This window comes from Serratia sp. NCCP-200 (assembly GCF_059697885.1).
Genome location: NZ_BAAKUJ010000008.1, coordinates 191959 through 212204 on the forward strand (window position 1 = coordinate 191959; position 20246 = coordinate 212204).

Annotated in this window: 21 protein-coding genes; 8 read left to right on the plus strand and 13 right to left on the minus strand. The window is 54.3% G+C overall.

Annotation, left to right across the window (positions count from 1 at the left end; genetic code table 11):
* Window positions 1–7: 7 nt before the first annotated feature.
* Entirely contained in the window at window positions 8–550 is a 543-nt protein-coding gene (locus AC6HVW_RS22285) for a SadB/YajI family lipoprotein (protein ID WP_071683067.1), read from the minus strand.
* 196 nt (window positions 551–746) lie between these two features.
* Between AC6HVW_RS22285 and nrdR the strand changes: the two genes are divergently transcribed.
* The 5 genes from nrdR to thiL all read left to right on the plus strand — a co-directional run bounded on the left by nrdR (window position 747) and on the right by thiL (window position 4368).
* A complete protein-coding gene (gene nrdR, locus AC6HVW_RS22290) occupies window positions 747–1196 on the plus strand; it encodes a transcriptional regulator NrdR (protein WP_021180191.1) in 450 nt (149 codons plus the stop codon).
* 10 nt (window positions 1197–1206) lie between these two features.
* Window positions 1207–2313, plus strand: coding sequence for a bifunctional diaminohydroxyphosphoribosylaminopyrimidine deaminase/5-amino-6-(5-phosphoribosylamino)uracil reductase RibD (ribD, locus tag AC6HVW_RS22295; protein ID WP_071683022.1), 1107 nt, complete (start codon window positions 1207–1209; stop codon window positions 2311–2313).
* 120 nt (window positions 2314–2433) lie between these two features.
* Window positions 2434–2904 (plus strand): 6,7-dimethyl-8-ribityllumazine synthase, encoded by a 471-nt coding sequence (ribH, locus tag AC6HVW_RS22300; RefSeq protein ID WP_021805495.1) that lies wholly within the window; start codon window positions 2434–2436, stop codon window positions 2902–2904.
* 21 nt (window positions 2905–2925) lie between these two features.
* The gene (nusB, locus tag AC6HVW_RS22305) at window positions 2926–3342 is read left to right on the plus strand and encodes a transcription antitermination factor NusB (protein WP_021180188.1); all 417 of its coding nucleotides are present in this window, start codon (window positions 2926–2928) and stop codon (window positions 3340–3342) included.
* Between the two features lie 45 nt (window positions 3343–3387).
* The gene (gene thiL, locus AC6HVW_RS22310) at window positions 3388–4368 is read left to right on the plus strand and encodes a thiamine-phosphate kinase (RefSeq protein ID WP_071683021.1); all 981 of its coding nucleotides are present in this window, start codon (window positions 3388–3390) and stop codon (window positions 4366–4368) included.
* 146 nt (window positions 4369–4514) lie between these two features.
* On the opposite strand, the gene AC6HVW_RS22315 is transcribed toward thiL, so the two are convergent.
* The 4 genes from AC6HVW_RS22315 to xseB form a co-directional block, all read right to left on the minus strand.
* A complete protein-coding gene (locus AC6HVW_RS22315; protein WP_071683020.1) occupies window positions 4515–5489 on the minus strand; it encodes an aldo/keto reductase in 975 nt (324 codons plus the stop codon).
* Window positions 5490–5609: 120 nt separating this feature from the next.
* Entirely contained in the window at window positions 5610–7472 is a 1863-nt protein-coding gene (gene dxs, locus AC6HVW_RS22320) for a 1-deoxy-D-xylulose-5-phosphate synthase (protein ID WP_497569669.1), read from the minus strand.
* A 21-nt stretch (window positions 7473–7493) separates the two neighbouring features.
* Complete coding sequence (gene ispA, locus AC6HVW_RS22325) at window positions 7494–8396, minus strand: (2E,6E)-farnesyl diphosphate synthase (RefSeq protein WP_021180185.1); 903 nt, start codon at window positions 8394–8396, stop codon at window positions 7494–7496.
* A 5-nt stretch (window positions 8397–8401) separates the two neighbouring features.
* Window positions 8402–8665, minus strand: a complete 264-nt coding sequence (gene xseB / locus AC6HVW_RS22330; protein ID WP_021805491.1) for an exodeoxyribonuclease VII small subunit — start codon at window positions 8663–8665, stop codon at window positions 8402–8404.
* 283 nt (window positions 8666–8948) lie between these two features.
* Between xseB and thiI the strand changes: the two genes are divergently transcribed.
* Together thiI and AC6HVW_RS22340 are read left to right on the plus strand one after the other, a co-directional pair.
* Window positions 8949–10397, plus strand: coding sequence for a tRNA uracil 4-sulfurtransferase ThiI (thiI, locus tag AC6HVW_RS22335; RefSeq protein WP_071683019.1), 1449 nt, complete (start codon window positions 8949–8951; stop codon window positions 10395–10397).
* 173 nt (window positions 10398–10570) lie between these two features.
* Window positions 10571–11362, plus strand: a complete 792-nt coding sequence (locus AC6HVW_RS22340) for a DUF4198 domain-containing protein (protein ID WP_071683018.1) — start codon at window positions 10571–10573, stop codon at window positions 11360–11362.
* A gap of 40 nt (window positions 11363–11402) precedes the next feature.
* On the opposite strand, the gene yajL is transcribed toward AC6HVW_RS22340, so the two are convergent.
* Both yajL and panE read right to left on the minus strand, forming a co-directional pair.
* Window positions 11403–11993, minus strand: a complete 591-nt coding sequence (yajL, locus tag AC6HVW_RS22345) for a protein deglycase YajL (protein ID WP_059200012.1) — start codon at window positions 11991–11993, stop codon at window positions 11403–11405.
* Window positions 11956–12867: a 2-dehydropantoate 2-reductase gene (panE, locus tag AC6HVW_RS22350; protein WP_021805488.1), complete on the minus strand. Its 912-nt coding sequence runs from the start codon at window positions 12865–12867 to the stop codon at window positions 11956–11958. The genes yajL and panE overlap by 38 nt, the downstream gene beginning before the upstream one ends.
* Window positions 12868–13036: 169 nt before the next feature.
* Between panE and AC6HVW_RS22355 the strand changes: the two genes are divergently transcribed.
* On the plus strand, window positions 13037–13528 hold the full coding sequence (locus tag AC6HVW_RS22355) for a YajQ family cyclic di-GMP-binding protein (RefSeq protein WP_024483937.1): 492 nt from the start codon (window positions 13037–13039) through the stop codon (window positions 13526–13528).
* A 33-nt stretch (window positions 13529–13561) separates the two neighbouring features.
* On the opposite strand, the gene AC6HVW_RS22360 is transcribed toward AC6HVW_RS22355, so the two are convergent.
* The 6 genes from AC6HVW_RS22360 to cyoA all read right to left on the minus strand — a co-directional run bounded on the left by AC6HVW_RS22360 (window position 13562) and on the right by cyoA (window position 19930).
* Window positions 13562–14926 carry an MFS transporter gene (locus AC6HVW_RS22360; protein ID WP_186486902.1) on the minus strand — a complete coding sequence of 455 codons (1365 nt, stop codon included), beginning with the start codon at window positions 14924–14926 and terminating at the stop codon, window positions 13562–13564.
* A 203-nt stretch (window positions 14927–15129) separates the two neighbouring features.
* Entirely contained in the window at window positions 15130–16020 is an 891-nt protein-coding gene (cyoE, locus tag AC6HVW_RS22365; RefSeq protein WP_186486904.1) for a heme o synthase, read from the minus strand.
* A 17-nt stretch (window positions 16021–16037) separates the two neighbouring features.
* Window positions 16038–16376 carry a cytochrome o ubiquinol oxidase subunit IV gene (locus tag AC6HVW_RS22370; protein ID WP_021180176.1) on the minus strand — a complete coding sequence of 113 codons (339 nt, stop codon included), beginning with the start codon at window positions 16374–16376 and terminating at the stop codon, window positions 16038–16040.
* Window positions 16377–16991 (minus strand): cytochrome o ubiquinol oxidase subunit III, encoded by a 615-nt coding sequence (locus tag AC6HVW_RS22375; RefSeq protein ID WP_071683015.1) that lies wholly within the window; start codon window positions 16989–16991, stop codon window positions 16377–16379.
* Window positions 16981–18972 carry a cytochrome o ubiquinol oxidase subunit I gene (gene cyoB / locus AC6HVW_RS22380; protein WP_059200014.1) on the minus strand — a complete coding sequence of 664 codons (1992 nt, stop codon included), beginning with the start codon at window positions 18970–18972 and terminating at the stop codon, window positions 16981–16983. Before cyoB ends, AC6HVW_RS22375 begins: the two co-directional genes overlap by 11 nt.
* A gap of 4 nt (window positions 18973–18976) precedes the next feature.
* Window positions 18977–19930 carry a cytochrome o ubiquinol oxidase subunit II gene (gene cyoA / locus AC6HVW_RS22385; protein WP_071683014.1) on the minus strand — a complete coding sequence of 318 codons (954 nt, stop codon included), beginning with the start codon at window positions 19928–19930 and terminating at the stop codon, window positions 18977–18979.
* Window positions 19931–20246 lie beyond the last annotated feature (316 nt).

Below are 20246 nucleotides of genomic sequence, written 5' to 3' on the forward strand. Positions count from 1 at the left end.
CGTCGTGTCAACGTTGAGCGATGGGCTCGACGCTATGCACACGGATATAGCCCAGTTGCGATGGCGTTACGCCACTCAGGCGCAGTTCAAAGATTTGCTCGGTTTTTGGCAGCAGCGAACTGGCGCTCTGAATTTGTTGCGACTGCGCTTGCGCGGTCAGAGGCATACCGGTTGCGGCATCCAGCTGGCCCCACTCCAACGTAGCGGTAAAGCCTGGCAGATATTGGCCTGAGAGCGTACGCACATACAGTATTGCCTGGCTACCGTTGGCCTCGCTCTTCACATAGTTGAGCGACAGGCTAAGCTCACCCACGCTGCTTTGTAATCTGGCGGCATTATTGGCGGCTGGCAGCAGGTAGACGCCGCTGGTTGAGCTTTGGTTAAGCCGATTTTGGCGCTCCAGGGCGGTCGCCTGCTCGGTCAACTCCCCCAGCACCTGTTTCAGCTCAACCACCTGGTTGGTGAGTTTCGGCACTTCGCGGTTCTGTGCACAACCGGCCAGCAGGATCATGGCGGTGAGCAGACAAACCTGACGATAACGGATTGTCATAACGGCAATTTCCTCTTCAATCACACTGGCTACCAGCTTAGACCGATCGCTGGCCAAAGTCATGTCCAGTGCCTTTTAGGGTTGCTTTATTACTCAATGATGGACGCAATTCGCAACAAATGCCCGGCGGTCTTTGTTGTGGCGTTAGTTCGGGGTAAACTGTGCTCAACTATGTAAACGCTTATCAGGACGAGTTATGCATTGCCCTTTCTGCGCTGCCGTTGATACCAAAGTGATTGATTCCCGCCTGGTGGGTGATGGATCGCAGGTGCGCCGTCGTCGCCAATGTCTGGTGTGTAATGAACGTTTTACCACTTTTGAAGTGGCCGAACTGGTAATGCCACGAGTGATCAAAAGTGATGAGGTTCGCGAACCGTTCAATGAAGATAAACTGCGCCGTGGCATGCTGAAAGCGCTGGAAAAGCGCCCGGTCAGCTCCGACGACGTCGAAAACGCCATCAACCACATCAAATCCCAGCTGCGTGCTACCGGCGAGCGTGAAGTGCCCACCAAAATGGTCGGCAACCTGGTGATGGATGCGTTGAAGAAGCTGGATAAGGTCGCGTATATCCGCTTCGCTTCGGTATATCGCAGTTTTGAAGACATTCGCGAATTCGGCGAAGAGATCGCCAAACTGCAGGATTAACAGGATCCGCATGCAAAACGACGAATTCTATATGGCGCGCGCCTTTGAGCTGGCGCGTCTGGGGCGTTTTACCACCACGCCGAACCCGAACGTGGGCTGCGTGATCGTGCGCGATGGCAGCATCGTGGGTGAAGGCTTCCATTTGCGGGCCGGTGAGCCTCATGCGGAAGTACACGCTTTGCGCATGGCGGGGGAAAAGGCGCGGGGGGCCACGGCCTATGTCACGCTGGAACCTTGTAGCCACCATGGCCGTACGCCACCTTGTGCAGATGCTTTGATCGCTGCGGGAGTCAGCCGCGTGGTCGCTGCCATGCAAGATCCCAACCCGCAGGTTGCCGGGCGTGGGCTATACAAGCTGCAACAGGCAGGCATCGAAGTGCGCCACGGCGTAATGCTGGCAGAGGCGGAGGCGGTCAATCTGGGGTTCCTCAAGCGTATGCGCACCGGGTTTCCCTATGTACAGCTCAAGCTGGGCGCTTCACTGGATGGCCGCACGGCGATGGCCTCGGGTGAAAGCCAATGGATCACCTCACCGCAGGCAAGACGGGATGTACAGGAGCTGCGGGCGGCCAGTTCGGCGATCCTCAGCACCAGCGCGACCGTGTTGGCCGACGATCCCGCGCTGACGGTGCGTTGGGATGAACTGAGCAGTGAAACCCAGCAGATTTATCCGCGTGACACGCTGCGCCAGCCGCTACGGATTATTCTAGACAGCCAGAACCGGGTTACGCCACAGCACCGGGTCGTGCAGCAACCGGGGATGACCTGGTTGGCACGCCAGCAGCCAGATGATCGGGTTTGGCCTGCGGGTGTGGAGCAATTAACCTTGCCACTGCACGGCGGCGGTATCGACCTAGTAGTGATGATGATGCAATTGGCCAAACGCCAGGTGAACAGCATCTGGGTCGAGGCGGGCGCACAGCTTGCCGGTGCGCTGCTGCAGGCCGGGTTGGTGGATGAGCTCATTGTGTACATCGCGCCCAAATTATTGGGGGATAATGCCCGCGGGCTGTGCCAACTGCCGGGTTTGACGCAGTTGGCCGATGCGCCGGAGTTTGTCTTTAGCGAGGTGCGCCAGATTGGTCCCGATCTGCGCCTGCGGTTAACCGCAAAATAGAGAATATAACCTTTGCCTGCCGGTGCGGCCGCGTTTTACAAAAGCGCCGCGCAGGCGGGCAAAGAATATGATAGAATCCGCCCCCCTGCGGGGTATTGAACCCATTTTTAAGGAAAGCCCATGAAAGTTATCGAAGGTGTTGTTGCTACTCCAAATGCCCGTGTGGCGATCGCAATTGCACGTTTTAACAATTTCATCAACGACAGCCTGCTGCAAGGTGCCATTGATGCACTGAAGCGTATCGGCCAGGTTGCTGATGACAACATCACCGTTGTTTGGGTCCCAGGCGCTTACGAGCTGCCATTAACCGCACGCGTGCTGGCTAACACCGGCAAATATGATGCGGTGATTGCTCTGGGTACGGTGATCCGTGGGGGCACCGCGCACTTCGAATATGTGGCGGGCGAAGCCAGCTCCGGTCTGGGCCAAGTCTCTATGAATACCGAGATCCCGGTTGCCTTTGGCGTGCTGACCACCGAAAGCATCGAACAAGCGATCGAGCGTGCCGGCACCAAAGCGGGCAACAAAGGCGCAGAAGCCGCCCTGACCGCACTTGAAATGATTAATGTAATCAAAGCTATTAAAGCCTGAATTTAGTTTAAGGGGAATTCCGTGAAACCTGCTGCTCGTCGTCGCGCTCGTGAGTGCGCTGTTCAAGCGATTTACTCTTGGCAGTTGTCTAAAAATGACATTGCCGATGTTGAACACCAGTTCCTGACGGAGCAGGATGTCAAAGATGTTGACGTCGCCTATTTTCGTGAGCTGCTGTCCGGTGTGGCAGTCAACGCAGGTATGCTGGATGGCCTGATGGCCCCCTTCCTGTCGCGCCAGCTCGAAGAATTGGGCCAGGTGGAAAGAGCCGTACTGCGCATTGCGTTGTTCGAGCTGAAAATGCGTGAAGACGTCCCTTACAAAGTGGCCATCAACGAAGCGATCGAACTGGCGAAAACCTTCGGCGCAGAAGATAGCCACAAGTTTGTCAATGGCGTGCTGGATAAAGCAGCCCCCAGCATCCGTAGGAAAAAATAAAATATAAGGCCGGGAAACCGGCCTTACTTCTTTGGAAGACGAATTATGGCATGTGGCGAATTTGATCTCATTGCCCGCTATTTTGACCGGTTCAAAAGTGTGCGCCGCGACGTACAGCTCGGCATTGGCGATGACTGCGCACTGCTTACAGTGCCGGAAAAACAGCTTTTAGCCATCAGTACCGATACCCTGGTTTCGGGTATTCACTTCCTGGCGGATATCGATCCCGCCGATCTCGGCTATAAAGCCTTGGCGGTTAACTTGAGCGACCTGGCAGCAATGGGCGCCGATCCCGCGTGGCTTTCGCTGGCGCTGACGTTGCCGGAAGTGAACGAAGAGTGGCTCAAGGCATTCAGCGATAGCCTGTTCGAACAGATGAATTACTACGGCATGCAGCTGATTGGCGGCGACACTACCCGTGGCCCGCTGAGCATGACGTTGACGATCCACGGCCATATCCCGGTCGGGCGGGCACTAACCCGCAGTGGCGCGCGTATTGGCGACTGGATTTACGTGACCGGTACGCTGGGTGACAGCGCCGCCGGGCTGGCAATCCTGCAGGATCGTTTGCAAGTGAGCGATCGGGCTGCTCAGGAATATCTGTTGGCGCGCCATCTGCGCCCGCATCCGCGTGTGCTGCAAGGCCAGGCGCTGCGTGATTTGGCCAGCTCGGCGATCGATATCTCCGACGGTCTGATTTCCGATCTGAGACACGTGCTGAACGCCTCTGAGTGTGGTGCCCGTATCGAGCTGGATGAGTTGCCGCTGTCGCAGACGCTGACCAGCAATACCGATGCAGATCAGGCGCTGCGTTGGGCGCTAACCGGCGGTGAAGATTATGAACTGTGCTTCACCGTGCCAGAGATCAATCGGGGCGCGCTGGAAGTGGCATTAAGCCATTTAGGTGCGGATTACACCTGTATTGGCCAGATTGGGCCGCAGTCTGAAGGGATGAAGTTCTACCGCGATCAGCAAGAGGTTGAACTGCCTTGGAGTGGTTACGATCACTTCGGTGCCGCTCAATAGCCATTAGTATTGCGGTATGAGTCTCTTTGGTCTCATACTGAGACTGTTAGTTAGGGATAGTTCTACCCCGGCCAGAGTTATCGGCCAAAATGCAAAAACCCGACCTCACCAGTCGGGTTTTTGCATTTTGGAGTACGCCTCTGCTGCTATTCAAAGCCGACCACATGATGTGGCACATAGGCCGTTTCTAATTCTGCAATCTCTTGCGATGTTAGTTCCAGATCAACGGCGGCTAAGGCATCGACCAAGTGTTCGCTGCGTGAGGCACCAATAATCGGCGCGGTAACCACTGGTTTACTCAACAGCCATGCCAGGGCGATTTGCGCTCGCGAAACGCCGCGCGCTTCAGCAATAGTGGCTACGCGCTCGGCAATCAGGGCATCAACCCCTTCGGTAGCGTCATACAAGGTTTTGCCATATAGGTCGCTTACCAGACGCGCTGTAGTTTCGCCCCAGGGGCGTGTGAGTCTGCCACGAGCCAGCGGGCTCCAGGGAAGTACGGCAATCCCTTCGGCGGCGCATAGCGGGTGCATTTCGCGCTCTTCTTCCCGTTGGATAAGGTTGTACTGATCCTGCATGCTGACAAAACGTGTCCAGCCGTGCAGATCGGCGGTGTACAGCGCCTTGGCGAACTGCCAGGCGTACATCGAAGAGGCCCCGATATAACGTGCCTTACCGGCTTTTACTACGTCATGCAGGGCTTCCAGCGTTTCTTCGATCGGGGTTTCATAGTCCCAACGGTGGATTTGCAGTAAATCGACGTAGTCGGTACCCAAACGCCGCAGGCTGTCGTCGATCGACTGCATGATCTTGGGGCGTGACAGGCCACGTTCCAGGTTGCTCATGGCGTTATAGACTTTGGTGGCAATCACCACCTCGTCGCGGCGAGCAAAGTCGCGCAGTGCCCGACCAACGATCTCTTCGCTGCTGCCATCGGAATAGTTGTTGGAGGTATCAAAGAAGTTGATGCCCGCATCCAGCGCCTGCTTGATCAACGGGCGGCTGCTTTCCTCCGGCAGCGTCCAGGCGTGGTTGCCACGTGAGGGTTCGCCATAGGTCATGCAACCCAAACAGATGCGGGAAATGTTGAGATCGGTGTTACCTAACTTTAGATATTTCATGCCTCTCTCCTGTGTACCGTTCAAAAAATAACTGTAGCGGAAAATGATGCAGAAATGATGGGCGTGGCGTTGAAGGGTGGAATTGATAAGGGCGCCCAGTGCGACGCCCTCTTGGTTAAATCATGCCAACCAGGTTTCGATCTGGCGCTGAATACCGGCCGCATCCAGGCCCAGATCGCTGCGGATCTCTTCCTGGCCGCCCTGTGGGATAAAGTAATCCGGCAGGCCAATATTCAGCACGGGCACCACACGGCGTTTGGCCATCAGCAGTTCGTTAACCCCGCTGCCAGCGCCGCCCATAATGGCGTTCTCTTCCAGCGTCACCAACACTTCGTGGCTGGCGGCCATTTCCAGCACCAGCTGTTCGTCCAGTGGTTTGACAAAACGCATGTCCACCAGCGTAGCGTTCATCGCTTCGGCGACCTGAGCGGCTTCCGCCAACAGGGTACCAAAGTTGAGGATGGCAATCTTTTCCCCTTCGCGACGCACGATGCCCTTACCGAGCGGCAATGCGGCCAGAGGTTCCAGCGTTGCCCCCGTACCGTTGCCCCGTGGGTAGCGTACCGCACTTGGGCCCGTGTTATGGTGATAACCGGTGTACAGCATCTGGCGGCATTCGTTTTCATCACTTGGCGTCATGATCACCATGTTCGGGAAGCAGCGCAGGAACGAAAGATCAAAGGCGCCCTGGTGGGTCTGGCCGTCTGCACCGACAATCCCACCGCGGTCGATGGCAAACATCACCGGCAGCTCCTGGATCGCCACGTCGTGGATCACCTGATCGTAGGCGCGCTGCAGGAAGGTAGAGTAAATCGCCACCACCGGCTTGTATCCACCAATCGCCAATCCGGCGGCGAAAGTCACCGCATGCTGCTCGGCGATCGCCACGTCGAAATATTGCTGTGGATAGTCGCGGGAGAACTGCACCATGCCGGAACCTTCACGCATGGCTGGGGTGATCGCCATCAGTTGGCTGTCTTTGGCCGCCGTTTCACACAGCCATTCACCAAAGATCTTGGAATAGGTTGGCAGGCCGCCAGCGCTTTTTGGCAGGGTGCCGCTGGCCGGATCGAATTTTGGCACCGCGTGGAAGCTGATCGGATCCTTTTCTGCCGGAGCATAGCCACGGCCTTTCTTGGTCATGATATGCAGCAACTGTGGCCCTTTCAGATCACGCATGTTTTTAAGCGTAGCGGCCAATCCCTGCACGTCGTGCCCGTCTACCGGGCCAATGTAGTTAAAGCCCAGCTCTTCAAACAGCGTGCCGGGGACCACCATGCCTTTGAGGTGTTCTTCGGTACGCTTGAGCAGTTCTTTGATCGGCGGTACGCCGGAGAGCACCTTCTTGCCACCTTCGCGCAGCGTGGAGTAGAGCTTGCCAGACAGCAGCTGCGCCAGATGATTATTCAACGCTCCGACGTTTTCGGAGATCGACATTTCGTTATCGTTCAGCACCACCAGCATATCCGGGGTGATGTCGCCAGCGTGGTTCATGGCTTCGAACGCCATGCCTGCGGTGATGGCACCGTCGCCTATCACGCAGACGGTGCGGCGGTTTTTGCCCTCACGCGCGGCGGCCACGGCCATACCAAGACCCGCGCTGATCGAGGTTGAAGAGTGGCCAACGGACAACACGTCATATTCGCTTTCGGCGCGCCACGGGAAAGGGTGCAGGCCGTTTTTCTGGCGGATGGTCGAGATGCGGTCACGCCGACCGGTCAGGATCTTGTGTGGGTAAGCCTGATGGCCAACGTCCCAAACCAGGTGATCGAAAGGAGTGTTGTAGACGTAATGCAGTGCCACCGTCAGCTCGACGGTACCCAGCCCAGACGCAAAGTGGCCACTGGAGCGGCTGACGCTGTCCAGCAGGTATTGCCGCAGTTCATCACACAACTTCGGCAGGCTTTCTTTTGGCAATGAGCGGAGCTCTTCAGGATTTTCCGCTAAGGCCAAGGTCGGGTATTTGGCTATATCAAGACTCATTCAGTACTCATATCAGAGGAGTTAATTGTCGCGTTCAATAATGAAGTTGGCCAATGCACGTAACGGTGCGGTGTTATAAGATTGTGTGGCCAACGAGTCTAATGCGGCCAAGGCTTCCTGATAGAGATCCCACGCTTTTAACTTGGCGCTGTCAAGCCCAAGTAGTGCAGGGTAGGTACTCTTGCCAAGCTGTTGGTCGGAGCCTTGGCGCTTACCGATTTTTTCGGTTTCGCCCACGACGTCGAGAATATCGTCCTGCACCTGAAACGCCAGCCCTATGGCGGCCGCGTAACGGTCAAGTTCAGAGAGTGCAGCACGGCCCGGCTCACCGGCGGCCAAAGCCCCCAAGCGAACCGCGGCACGGATCAGCGCGCCGGTTTTATGGCGGTGGATCTGTTCTAGTGCCTGTAGATCGATCTGCTTACCTTCGGCTTCCAGATCCAGCGACTGGCCACCGCACATACCGGCAACGCCGCTGGCTTTGGCCAGTTCGGAAATCATCGCCAGCCGATCGCGCAGTGCCACATCGGGCATGTCTGCGTCGGCCAGGATCGAGAAAGCCAGCGTTTGCAGGGCGTCGCCCGCCAGAATCGCGTTAGCTTCTCCAAATTTGATATGGCAGGTTGGCTGCCCACGGCGCAGATCGTCGTCATCCATCGCTGGCAGATCGTCATGGATCAGCGAATAGGCATGGATGCACTCCACTGCCGCCGCTGGGGCATCCAGATTCTCCAGGCTCAGGCCAAACATTTGCCCGGTAGCATAAACCAGGAAAGGCCGTAGCCGTTTACCGCCCAGCAAGGCGCCGTGACGCATCGCCTCAACCATTTTGCCATCATTGAACGGCAGCGGAGCGATATAGCCAAGCAGTGCGCGATCGCTGCGCTGATGGAAGGCCTGTAACTGATCGTGGAACTCAGACATCGTAATTACTCAGCGTCCGGGGTAAAAGGGGTCAGTGCGGTATCGTCGTTATGGTCGTTGAGCAGGATCTGTACTCGCTGCTCCGCCTGTTGCAGCTTCTGTTGGCCCTGGCGAGCCAATTGGACGCCACGCTCAAACTCATTAAGCGCATCTTCCAGAGGCAACTCGCCGGATTCCAGCCGGGTTACGATACTCTCTAGTTCGCTCAGAGAATTCTCAAAGCTGATGCTTTGCTCTTTACTGTCTGATTGTGCAGGTTTTTTCGCCATAGATTTCTTTTTACATCATCATGTGAACAGTGGGCCCGAGCCTATCCTAGCGGATCTTGATTAGCAAATCATGGCACGTCTATGTGGTTTTGTGCACGGCGCGCATGCAGATAGTGATATACTTCGCGCCCAGATAAGATTGATAAAAGCTCGGCCAGCCCGCGATTTTATCAATCTTATCGCCATTGTATACCTAATAGCCTTGCAGTGGCAGCTAACCACGGCCGCTGAAACCCATAGGGCAGAGGTATTGCCTAATTTTCATCAGACTATAAAGACCGCCATGAAGTTTATCATTAAATTGTTCCCGGAAATCACCATCAAGAGTCAATCTGTGCGCTTGCGCTTTATTAAGATCCTGACTACCAACATCCGTAACGTCCTGAAGCAGTATGATGAAACTCTGGCGGTTGTCCGTCACTGGGATTTTATCGAGGTGCGTGCCAAAAACGAAGATCAGCGCCCGGTGATTGCCGATGCTCTGACGCGTATTCCCGGTATTCACCATATCCTGGAAGTGGAAGATCGCGCCTATACAGATGTCCACCACATCTTTGAACAGACGCTGGAAACCTACCGCGAGCAGCTGGAAGGCAAGACCTTCTGCGTGCGGGTGAAACGCCGCGGCAAGCATGAGTTCAGCTCGCAGGATGTAGAGCGTTACGTTGGTGGCGGTTTGAACCAGCATATTGAAAGCGCGCGCGTCAAACTTTCTCGCCCTCAGGTGACGGTAAATCTGGAGATCGATGACGACAAGCTGATGTTGGTCAAGGCGCGCCGCGAAGGCATTGGCGGCTACCCGATTGGCACTCAGGAAGATGTGCTGTCACTGATTTCCGGCGGTTTTGACTCTGGTGTTTCCAGTTATATGCTGATGCGCCGTGGCTGTCGTGTACATTATTGCTTCTTTAATCTGGGTGGCGCGGCGCACGAAATTGGCGTCAAGCAGGTTGCCTACTATCTGTGGAACCGCTTCGGCAGCTCACACAAGGTGCGCTTTGTGGCGATCGATTTTGAACCGGTGGTCGGTGAGATCCTGGAAAAGGTCGACGATGGTCAGATGGGCGTGGTGCTCAAACGCATGATGGTACGTGCCGCTTCCCAGGTTGCTGAACGTTATGACGTGCAGGCTTTGGTGACCGGCGAAGCGCTGGGCCAGGTTTCCAGCCAGACACTGACCAACCTGCGCCTGATCGATAACGCCTCCGATACCCTGATCCTGCGCCCGCTGATCTCGCATGATAAAGAGCACATCATCAACGTGGCGCGTGAAATCGGCACTGAAGACTTTGCCAAGACCATGCCGGAATATTGTGGTGTGATCTCAAAAAGCCCGACGGTCAAGGCAATCAAAACCAGGATTGAAGAGGAAGAAGGGCACTTTGACTTCGAGATCCTCAATCGCGTGGTGCGCGAAGCGCGTAACGTCGATATCCGCACTATCGCAGAAGAAACCAGTCAGCAGGTCGTCGAAGTAGAAACCGTGGCTGAATTCAGCGCTGACGAAGTGATCCTGGATATCCGCTCTGTGGACGAGCAGGAAGAGAAGCCGCTGCAACTGGCGCAGGTGGAAGTCAAACTGCTGCCGTTCTACAAGTTAGGTACGCAGTTTGCCGATCTCGATCAGAGCAAAACCTATTTGCTGTACTGTGAGCGCGGCGTAATGAGCCGTTTGCAAGCGCTGTACCTGCTGGAGCAGGGCTACGCTAACGTTAAAGTCTACCGCCCGTAATCTGCGTTGCAGGGTAGCAATGCCGTTTCTCTGGTGTTGCTATCCTTGACCACTTCCTCTGCTTGCTCCTCTTTTTTTCTCTTTCCCCTTGAATAACTTTGACATAGTAGCTTACTTTGGTTTATTAATTGTTATGTTATAACATACTTTTTTATTGGGAAAGGAGCAGGTTAATGCAGTTAAAAAAGTTGGTGGCGATACTGCCTTTTTGGTTTGTCAGCCATTCGCAGGCCCATTCGTTATGGGTTAATGCGTTACCCGCTGCGGGCGGGCAGAGCACGATAGAGCTTGGTTATGGAGATGAGTTCCCTTCCGCAGAAGCGATCCCTGAAGATCGCCTGCACATTTTCGCACCGGCACAGCTGATCGGGAAGGATGGGGATCTGATGCTGAAGCCTGGTAAAGAGAATTACCAGTTCGTGACGGAAAAACCGTTAGCCAAGGGCAGCTATGCCGCTATCGCTATCTATAAACCCACCTATTGGTCGAAAAATAAATCGGGATGGCAACAGCAGAGCAGGACGGAAATGCCAGACGCGCTTTATTGCGAGCGGGCTTCCATGTTTGGCAAAACCATTGTGAACATCGATGGGGCGACAGAGACCGCAGTCATTAGCCAGCCGCAGGGGTTGCAGCTAGAGATTATCCCTTTAGCCAACCCGGCGACTATCAAGCCAGGGCAGCCGTTGCCAATACAGGTATTGTATGACGGGAAACCGCTAAAGAATGCCGATGTGACGGCGACGTTTGCCGGTTTTGGCGACCAACACGAGCACCACGGGCATACGCATAGTCATGCCAAAGCCTTTTTGAATCAGACGGACGGCAAGGGCAAAGTCAATGTTTACCCGCTGAAGGCGGGATATTGGGTCGTTGAAACCGAACATAAACTGCCTTATGTGGATAAGGCGAAATGTGATGAATCCGTGTTGCTTTCAACGCTGACCTTTACCATCAGCGAATAAGCCATTGGCTTGGCAGGCCAGCCGGCCTGCCAATCTTGCTTCAATCGCGGAAGTCGTACATGCCGGGGATCAGTACCAGCTGTGCCGCTATCTCAGCCGCTTTGGCCTTACCCAACAGCAAATCGATCAGTTTCAGGGCAAACTCCATCGAGGTGCCTGGCCCTTGACTGGTGAGCAGGTTGACGCGTGGGTCGAACACGACGCGTCTTTCCATCCACTGATCTTCCGGGATTTGCTCTTTCAGGCCAGGGAAGCCGGTCATATTGCCGATCGGGAACAGTTGGTGATGCTGCAATACCAAGGCCGGTGCCGCACAGATGGCGGCGACAATATTGCCTTGCAGATGCATCTGGCGAACTTTTTCCACCAGCAACGGGCTATCGCGAAAACACTCTGCCCCCTTGATACCGCCAGGTAAGACGATGGCGTCAAAGTGGTCATCAACAATTGCCACCAGGGGGGCATCTGCCAGCAACTTGACGCCGCGTGAGCAGACGATGGTCAGGCCACCGTCACTGGCAACGCTGGCGGTCGTTACTTTGACACCGGCGCGAACCAGCAGGTCGATGGTGGTTACGGCCTCGGTTTCTTCACTACCAGGTGCCAGGCAGACCAATACCGATGCGCTCATAGCTATTTTCCTTGCGTTTAATGATTTCAAACAGCCGGGTATTTTCTGGCAGCGGAATGCCGTGGCTGCGTCCGCGACGCAGCAAATAGCCGGTAATGTAGTCGATCTCGGTGTGCCTTTGAGAACGGATATCCTGGAGCATTGAGGATATGTTGTCCGCCGTTGACTGGATCACCTGCATCACATAGAACACCAGGCTTTCGCACGAGGTGTGGTGACCTTCCATCTCCATCACGCTAGCCACTTCACGGCAGATAAGCTCTATCTGCTCAGGATAGCGTTGCAGATCGCCATTACGGCAGTCATACAGCACGGTTAGCGGGTTAATGACGCAGTTGACCGCCAGCTTGCGCCAACTGGCCGAAGCAATATTGTTATGCCAGGCAACGTCGGGCAGAGCCTGGTGCAGGATCTCTGCCAGATGGCTGAGATGGGTGGCTTGCTGGGTCGTTGGGCCGATATGGGTGGTGCCGTTGGCGACGTGCACAATGGTGTTACCATCGTGGCGTGCGGCATGGGTGGTAATTCCCTGAAGCACTGGCTGGCTGTGCGGTGGCAATTCCTCTTGAGTCCCTATGCCGTTATGCAGCAGCAAAATGGCACAGCGAGGGTTTAATTTGGGCAGCAATGCCGTCACCGCGCTGGAAACCTGCCAGGCTTTCAGCGTGACCAGCAGCAACTCACTTTGCCGCAGGTGTTCAGGATCGTTGGTGGGTAAATTACGGTTAAACGAGGTGCCGTCGGGTTCAATGACGTTGACCGCACAAAATGGCTGGGGCACCCGTAACCATCCCTGTACATCGTGGCCCTGCTGATAGAGTTTGGCTAGCCACAGTTGTCCGAGCGCGCCGCAACCAAGAATGGTTATTTTCATTTCATCTCCCTGGTTTTCGGAAAGACCACTGATGCATCCTTTTGATTATAGGCTTTTCTGTTGTTGAACGTCTTGTTCAGGCGTATATCTGAATTTTGCCTGAAACCGCAAAGCGGGTATCATGCACGGCAACGAAATCATACAGCACCCATTCAGGAGGAAGAGAAGTATGCCATCTTTCGACATCGTTTCCGAAATTGATATGCAGGAAGTTCGCAACGCCGTTGATAACGCTACCCGCGATCTCAGCACCCGTTGGGATTTCCGTAACGTACCGGCCAGCTTTGAGCTGAACGAGAAAGACGAAAGCATTAAGGTCGCCAGCGAGTCTGACTTCCAGGTGCAGCAACTGCTGGATATCCTGCGCGAAAAACTGATGAAACGCAGCATTGAAGGCGGCGCGCTGGAAATTCCGGAAGAGCTGACCCACAGTGGCAAAACCTACAGCGTGGATGCCAAGCTCAAGCAGGGGATCGAAAGCTCAATGGCGAAGAAGATCGTCAAGCTGATCAAAGACAGCAAGCTGAAGGTACAGGCGCAGATCCAGGGTGATGAAATCCGCGTTACCGGTAAGGCACGCGACGATCTGCAAAGCGTGATGGCGCTGATCCGTGGTGCCGATCTGGGGCAGCCGTTCCAGTTTAAAAACTTCCGCGATTAAGTTGTGCAGGGCCGATAAACCGGCCCTATTGTTTTAAAGCGCTGCGATTAGGGCTTCCAACTGACCGCGATTGGTCTGTTTGGTATCTACCTTCACGTAAGCGCTGCGTTCCTCGGGAACTACGACCGCTTCCGCTACCCCCGGCTGAGCCAGCAAACGGCTTTGTAACGCCGAATCTTTTACCGCCAGTTCAGACAACGTGATACGCAGGCTGCTGACGTAAGGCGGCTCTTTCATGGTGCTGCTGACCACAAACCAGACGGCGGCTAGTACCGCACCGGCGATAAAGACCAACCCTGCTCCCTGAAAACCATATAACCAGCCGCCCACGCTGCCGCCGATGGCCACGCCAATAAACTGGCTGGTGGAGTAAACCCCCATCGCCGTGCCTTTATAACCCGCCGGGGACTCTTTGCTGATCAGCGAAGGCAGGATGGCTTCCATGACGTTAAACGCCATAAAGAACAGCTGCACCCCGGCAATGATGCCCCATAGATGCTGGCCAGAAAACCACAGCACCACCTCGGCGCAAAACAGTACCGCCACGCAGCCCATAAAGACCTGCTTCATACGGCGGTATTTTTCCGCATAGATGATAAACGGCACTACGGCAATGAAGGAAACCAGCATGGTGACCAGATAGACTTTCCAGTGGTCCGCAGCGGCCAGCCCAGCTTTTTCCATCGCCAACGGTAAGGCAACGAAGCTGGACATCAGCAGGACATGCAGGCACAGGATGCCAAAGTTGAGTTTCAACAGCCGCGAATTGTTCAGCACCTTGCTAAAACTGCCCCGCACGATGCTCGATTCCCGGTTCAGCACGTGTTCGTCGGCTGAAGGGACGACCAGCAAGGTAATCGCGATACCAGCTAGTGACAGCACGGCAATCATCCAGAACAGCGCATGCAAACCGAAAGCATGGGTCACTATCGGGCCCACCACCATGGCGATAGCAAAAGTGATACCGAAGCTGATGCCGATAAACGCCATCGCCTTGGTGCGGTTCTGTTCGCGGGTCAAATCCGACAGCAGCGCCATCACTGCAGCAGCTATCGCCCCGGAACCCTGCAATGCACGGCCAAGAATGATGCCCCAAATGGAGTCGCTTAAGGCCGCGATCACGCTGCCAAGGGCGAAGATCAGCAGCCCGCCGACGATCAGTGGCTTACGGCCAACGCGGTCGGAAATCAGGCCGAAGGGGATCTGGAATACCGCCTGCGCCAGGCCATAAATACCGATAGCCAGGCCGATCAGGGCCTCACTGGCACCGTGCAGCGCCATCCCATAGGTGGTCAGTACCGGTAACACCATAAACATGCCAAGCATGCGCAGTGAGAATACGGTTCCCAAGCCCCAGGTCGCACGGCGTTCTTGGGGCGTCATTATATTGTCGTTCATCTTGACCTCAGTAAAGCCTATTCCAACGGGCTAAGTAGGGGGGACTTAGCCTGTTGGAATAGCCTCGGCAAAGTTGCGTCATTCTAGTGCGAAGGGCAGGGGGGGTAAATCGAATGTTGTTTAACAGATATTACAGTTGGCGTGCTTTTCTCTGAAACAAATAAAATGGGCCGCTAAGCGGCCCATTCGCAGACATCCGCTGTTTACCAAGCGTAGGTTAACAGGGTTTCTGGTGTAGCACTGGCACTGAAATCGATCGACATCATTACGCTAAGTGAAGTAATGGCCACGATTGAGAACACAAACAGTTTGCGCGCCCAGACGCTGTCATTTTCCGCTTTGTAGCCGCGTAACGCCATGCCCAGCCACCACACGCTCACCGCAGCTGCGACGATCAGGTATTTGTAGCCGGCATAACCGCCCAGGGTCAGCATCAGCGTGGCGATCATAAACGCCAGGATGTAGAGCGTAATGTGGTTTTTGGCAACAGAGATGCCTTTCACCACCGGCAGCACCGGGATATTGGCTGCCTGGTAATCTTTGAAGCGGAAGATGGCAATCGCATAGGAATGCGGCATCTGCCACAGGCTAAAGATAGCCAGCAGGATCAACGCACCAGCATCAAACTCGTTAGTGACCGCGCAGTAGCCAATAACCGGTGGCGCAGCTCCAGACAGGCTGCCGATCAGCGTGCCATATACCGAGTGGCGTTTCATGTACAGGCTGTAAATGCCGACATAAACCACAAAGCCCATCACCGCCAGCCACATGGCCAGCGGGTTGGCTGCGATATACAGCAGTGCAAAACCAGCAATACCCAGCAAGGTAGCGTAAACCAGGCTCACACTCGGCGCGATCAGGCCTTTTACCAGCACCCGGTTCTTCGTTCTCTCCATTTTCTTGTCGATGTCGCGGTCAATGTAGTTGTTAAATACACAGCCCGAGGCAACCACCAACGAGACCCCTAACAGGGTGGCGAGAAACAGGGGATAGTCGATGCTCCCTTTGGAAGCGAGCAGGAATCCCCCGACGACAGAAATTAAATTACCGAAAATAATTCCTGGTTTAGTTACTTGCAGGTATTGCTTAATCATCACGTCCAGCTCTGCTCTTAATCGACCATCATGTTGATGTTGAGGTTGTACATAATCCAGAGTGAACCCACAACAACGATACCGATGATCATAACGGTGAACAGCAATGCCACCAGGTTCCAGCGCTCTTCCGATGAGGTGTTCATATGCAGGAAGTAAACCAGGTGAACGATCACCTGGATAACCGCCATGCCGACCACGACCGCCAGGATGGTGGAGTGAGAGGCGCTGCCGCTCATCACCATCGCAAATGGAATTACCGTCAGGATGACCGACAGGATAAAGCCGGTCAGATATGACTTCACGCTACCGTGGCTTGCGCCGCCGTGAGAGGTATCATGGGATGAATGGCTCATTTACATTACCCCCAGCAGGTAGACAACGGTAAATACGCAGATCCAGACCACGTCCAGGAAGTGCCAGAACAGGCTCAGACACATCAGACGGGTTTTATTGGTTGGGTTCAGGCCACGCTTGCTCACCTGAATCATCATGATGATGATCCAGATCAGGCCGGTGGTTACGTGCAGACCGTGAGTCCCCACCAGCGCAAAGAAGCTGGAGAGGAACGCACTGCGGTCTGGGCCGTAACCTTCGGCGATCAGGTGATGGAATTCATAGATCTCCATCGCCACGAAGCCGAGGCCAAACAGGAAGGTCAGGAACAGCCAGGTGTTAACGCTGCTTACCTTGCCCTTGTTCATGCCGATCATCGCCATACCGTAGGTGATGGAGCTGAACAGCAGGAGGAAAGTTTCAACCAGTACAAAATTCAGGTCGAAGATATCTTTCCCAGTGGGACCGCCAGCGGTCCCGTTCACCAGTACTGCATAGGTTGCGAACAAGCTCGCAAACAAAATACAGTCGCTCATCAGGTAAACCCAGAATCCGAAGACCTTGGTTTCTCCTGCGTCGTGGTGCCCATGCTCGGCATGGGCTGCGCTATGGTTGGTCAGAGTATCAGTTGACATGTTTCACGCCTGCTTTGCTGATTTGTTCATAGTGTTGGTTTTCAATGCGCTCGATCTCATCAACCGGCACATAGTAATCAACATCTTCATCGAAGCTCTTGACGATCCAGGTCACGATCATGCCGACGAAGCCAGCAATCGCCATCCACCAGATATCCCAGATCATCGCGAAACCAAATACCAAGCTGAAGCCAGCAATAATCACACCGGCGCCGGTATTCTTCGGCATATGAATCGGCTCGTATTTCGCTGGTTTCTTATAGGCTTCACCTTTTTCTTTCATGTCCCAGAACGCATCACGATCGTGAATTTCTGGCACTACGGCAAAGTTATAGAACGGAGGTGGTGAAGATGTTGACCACTCCAGCGTACGTGCACCCCACGGGTCACCGGTCAGATCGCGATTCTGCTCGCGGTCGCGGATACTGACGTAAACCTGGATCACTTGGCACAGGATACCGCAGGCAATCAGCGCTGCACCGCCAGCCGCAACCAGCAGCAACGTGTGGAACTCAGGGTCGATATTCTGACTGATACGACGGGTCATCCCCATAAAGCCCAATACGTACAGCGGCATAAAGGCGACGAAGAAACCGATGATCCAGAACCAGAATGCGCGGATACCCCAGGTCTCATTCAGACGGAAGCCAAAGGATTTAGGGAACCAGTAGGTCAGGCCTGCGAAGCAACCGAACACCACACCACCGATAATGACGTTATGGAAGTGGGCAATCAGGAACAGGCTGTTATGCAGCACGAAGTTGGCACCCGGTACCGCCAGCAGTACGCCGGTCATCCCACCGATGGAGAAGGTGATGATGAAGCCCACGGTCCATAGCATTGGCGAAGTGAACTGAATACGGCCCTGATACATGGTGAACAACCAGTTGAAGATTTTCACCCCGGTCGGGATGGAAATGATCATCGTGGCAATACCGAAGAAGGCGTTAACGTTGGCACCGGACCCCATGGTAAAGAAGTGGTGCAGCCAAACGATAAACGACAGGACGGTGATCGCAATGGTTGCCCATACCAGTGAGGTATAGCCGAACAGGCGCTTCTTCGAGAAGGTGGCGGTGACTTCAGAGAACACACCGAACACTGGCAGGACCAGGATATACACCTCTGGGTGACCCCAGGCCCAAATCAGGTTGATGTACATCATCATGTTGCCGCCCATATCATTGGTAAAGAAATGGGTACCCAGATAGCGATCCAGGGTCAGCAACGCGATGGTGACGGTCAGAATTGGGAAGGAGACAATGATCAGCACGTTGGTACACAGTGCTGCCCAGGTGAATACAGGCATCTTCATCATCGGCATGCCAGGGGCACGCATCTTCAGGATGGTGGCGAAGAAGTTCACACCGGTCAACAGGGTACCCAGACCGGAAATCTGCAGACTCCAGATCCAGTAATCAACCCCGACGCCAGGGCTGTATTCCTTACCCGACAACGGTGGATAGGCCAACCAACCGGTTTGTGCGAATTCACCGACACCCAGAGAGATGTTGATCAAGACCACGCCGACCACGAAGAACCAGAAGCTCAGGGAGTTCAGGAACGGGAAGGCAACGTCGCGCGCACCGATTTGCAACGGCACCACCACGTTCATCAGACCTACCACGAAAGGCATCGCCATAAAGAAGATCATGATGACGCCGTGCGCGGTAAAGATCTGATCGTAGTGGTGCGGCGGCAGGAATCCGGCCTCACCGGCAGACGCAAGCGCCTGCTGACTACGCATCATGATGGCATCAGCAAAACCACGTAGCAGCATAACCATAGCCACGATGATGTACATGATACCGATTTTTTTATGGTCGACAGAAGTCAGCCATTCGCTCCACAGCCACTTCCATTTGCCGAGATAGGTGATCAGCGCCAGCAGCGCCAAGCCACCAACGATAATGGCAGCAACGGTGACCATGACAATAGGTTCATGAATCGGAACCGCATCAAGTGTTAATTTTCCCAACATCTGTTTATTCCTCGGCTCCGGCGTGAGCATGTTCACCCATGTCCATACCCTGGCTCATGTCCATGCCCTGGTGCGCCGAAGCTTCTGCGCCCTTGTGCATGTGCATATCACCCATGAATTTGGCAATAGTCTCTTTGAACAAATTCGGTTTGACACTGGAGAAGTACTCAACCGGGTTGTTTTCACTCGGCTCGGCCAGTTTGTTAAAGTCGCTGGTGGTGTCAAGGGTATTAGGAGACCCCTTCACTTTGTTAACCCATTGATCGAAGTCGCCTTCGGTCGGAGTAACAATCGCAGTAAATTTCATGCCGGAGAAACCCGCACCGCTGTAACCACTGGAAATGCCTTTATACTGCCCAGACTCGTTGCCGATCAGGTGCAGTTTGGTCTGCATCCCGGCCATCGCATAAATCTGCCCACCTAACTGAGGAATAAAGAACGAGTTCATTACCGAGTTAGAGGTGACTTTGAATTCGACGGGAACATCTTTCGGGAAAGCCAGCTCATTAACGGTCGCGATACCCTGCTCTGGGTAGATGAACAGCCATTTCCAGTCTAACGATACCACTTCGATGGTCATTGGCTTTTTGTCGGCGACAATCGGCTTGAATGGATCCAGCGCGTGGGTTGTTTTCCAGGTTATGGTGCCAAGGATGGCGATGATAATGATTGGAATGGTCCAGACGACCGCTTCAATCTTGTTGGAGTGTGACCAATTCGGACTGTACTTGGCGCTCTTGTTGGAAGCACGATACTTCCAGGCAAAGGCAAATGCCATGAAGATCACTGGCACCACAACGATCAGCATCAAGCCGATTGCCGTGAGGATCAGTCTTCGTTGCTCAACACCTATTGCTCCTTTGGGATCCATCAACACCATATCGCAACCGCTTAGCAGAACGGTGGCAACAATTAAGGATAACATCCCAATACTTTTATTGTATTTCTTAAGTCTCATCTAACGACCCCAATTACCAAGGCTCTATATTGTCGTTTCATGTGTGCGGGCATTTTACGGGAAGGTTGCAGTACTGTAAACATACTTAAGAGAGTGTCAGCGGCTTGTTGACACTTTCTGTTAAGGGGGTCACACATGTAACGTAAGGTGACAATTTACTAATGGCAACAACGTGTTGGCGAGCTGAATCGTTCCGGGGGGATGCTATGTCATGGAAAACCAAGGGTATGTCAGGATATGGCGTCAGCGGTGGCGCTGTTTGAATAGGCGCAAAAAGGTTTATTTAATGTAAAATTTTTGTTTTGTTGAGGTGAAT

What these genes read in the sequence shown, in the direction of transcription:
- AC6HVW_RS22285 (WP_071683067.1), bottom strand. Translation starts at nt 550, where the DNA reads ATGACAATCCGTTATCGTCAGGTTTGTCTGCTCACCGCCATGATCCTG.
- nrdR (WP_021180191.1), top strand. Translation starts at nt 747, where the DNA reads ATGCATTGCCCTTTCTGCGCTGCCGTTGATACCAAAGTGATTGATTCC.
- ribD (WP_071683022.1), top strand. Translation starts at nt 1,207, where the DNA reads ATGCAAAACGACGAATTCTATATGGCGCGCGCCTTTGAGCTGGCGCGT.
- ribH (WP_021805495.1), top strand. Translation starts at nt 2,434, where the DNA reads ATGAAAGTTATCGAAGGTGTTGTTGCTACTCCAAATGCCCGTGTGGCG.
- thiL (WP_071683021.1), top strand. Translation starts at nt 3,388, where the DNA reads ATGGCATGTGGCGAATTTGATCTCATTGCCCGCTATTTTGACCGGTTC.
- AC6HVW_RS22315 (WP_071683020.1), bottom strand. Translation starts at nt 5,489, where the DNA reads ATGAAATATCTAAAGTTAGGTAACACCGATCTCAACATTTCCCGCATC.
- dxs (WP_497569669.1), bottom strand. Translation starts at nt 7,472, where the DNA reads ATGAGTCTTGATATAGCCAAATACCCGACCTTGGCCTTAGCGGAAAAT.
- ispA (WP_021180185.1), bottom strand. Translation starts at nt 8,396, where the DNA reads ATGTCTGAGTTCCACGATCAGTTACAGGCCTTCCATCAGCGCAGCGAT.
- xseB (WP_021805491.1), bottom strand. Translation starts at nt 8,665, where the DNA reads ATGGCGAAAAAACCTGCACAATCAGACAGTAAAGAGCAAAGCATCAGC.
- thiI (WP_071683019.1), top strand. Translation starts at nt 8,949, where the DNA reads ATGAAGTTTATCATTAAATTGTTCCCGGAAATCACCATCAAGAGTCAA.
- AC6HVW_RS22340 (WP_071683018.1), top strand. Translation starts at nt 10,571, where the DNA reads ATGCAGTTAAAAAAGTTGGTGGCGATACTGCCTTTTTGGTTTGTCAGC.
- yajL (WP_059200012.1), bottom strand. Translation starts at nt 11,993, where the DNA reads ATGAGCGCATCGGTATTGGTCTGCCTGGCACCTGGTAGTGAAGAAACC.
- panE (WP_021805488.1), bottom strand. Translation starts at nt 12,867, where the DNA reads ATGAAAATAACCATTCTTGGTTGCGGCGCGCTCGGACAACTGTGGCTA.
- AC6HVW_RS22355 (WP_024483937.1), top strand. Translation starts at nt 13,037, where the DNA reads ATGCCATCTTTCGACATCGTTTCCGAAATTGATATGCAGGAAGTTCGC.
- AC6HVW_RS22360 (WP_186486902.1), bottom strand. Translation starts at nt 14,926, where the DNA reads ATGAACGACAATATAATGACGCCCCAAGAACGCCGTGCGACCTGGGGC.
- cyoE (WP_186486904.1), bottom strand. Translation starts at nt 16,020, where the DNA reads ATGATTAAGCAATACCTGCAAGTAACTAAACCAGGAATTATTTTCGGT.
- AC6HVW_RS22370 (WP_021180176.1), bottom strand. Translation starts at nt 16,376, where the DNA reads ATGAGCCATTCATCCCATGATACCTCTCACGGCGGCGCAAGCCACGGT.
- AC6HVW_RS22375 (WP_071683015.1), bottom strand. Translation starts at nt 16,991, where the DNA reads ATGTCAACTGATACTCTGACCAACCATAGCGCAGCCCATGCCGAGCAT.
- cyoB (WP_059200014.1), bottom strand. Translation starts at nt 18,972, where the DNA reads ATGTTGGGAAAATTAACACTTGATGCGGTTCCGATTCATGAACCTATT.
- cyoA (WP_071683014.1), bottom strand. Translation starts at nt 19,930, where the DNA reads ATGAGACTTAAGAAATACAATAAAAGTATTGGGATGTTATCCTTAATT.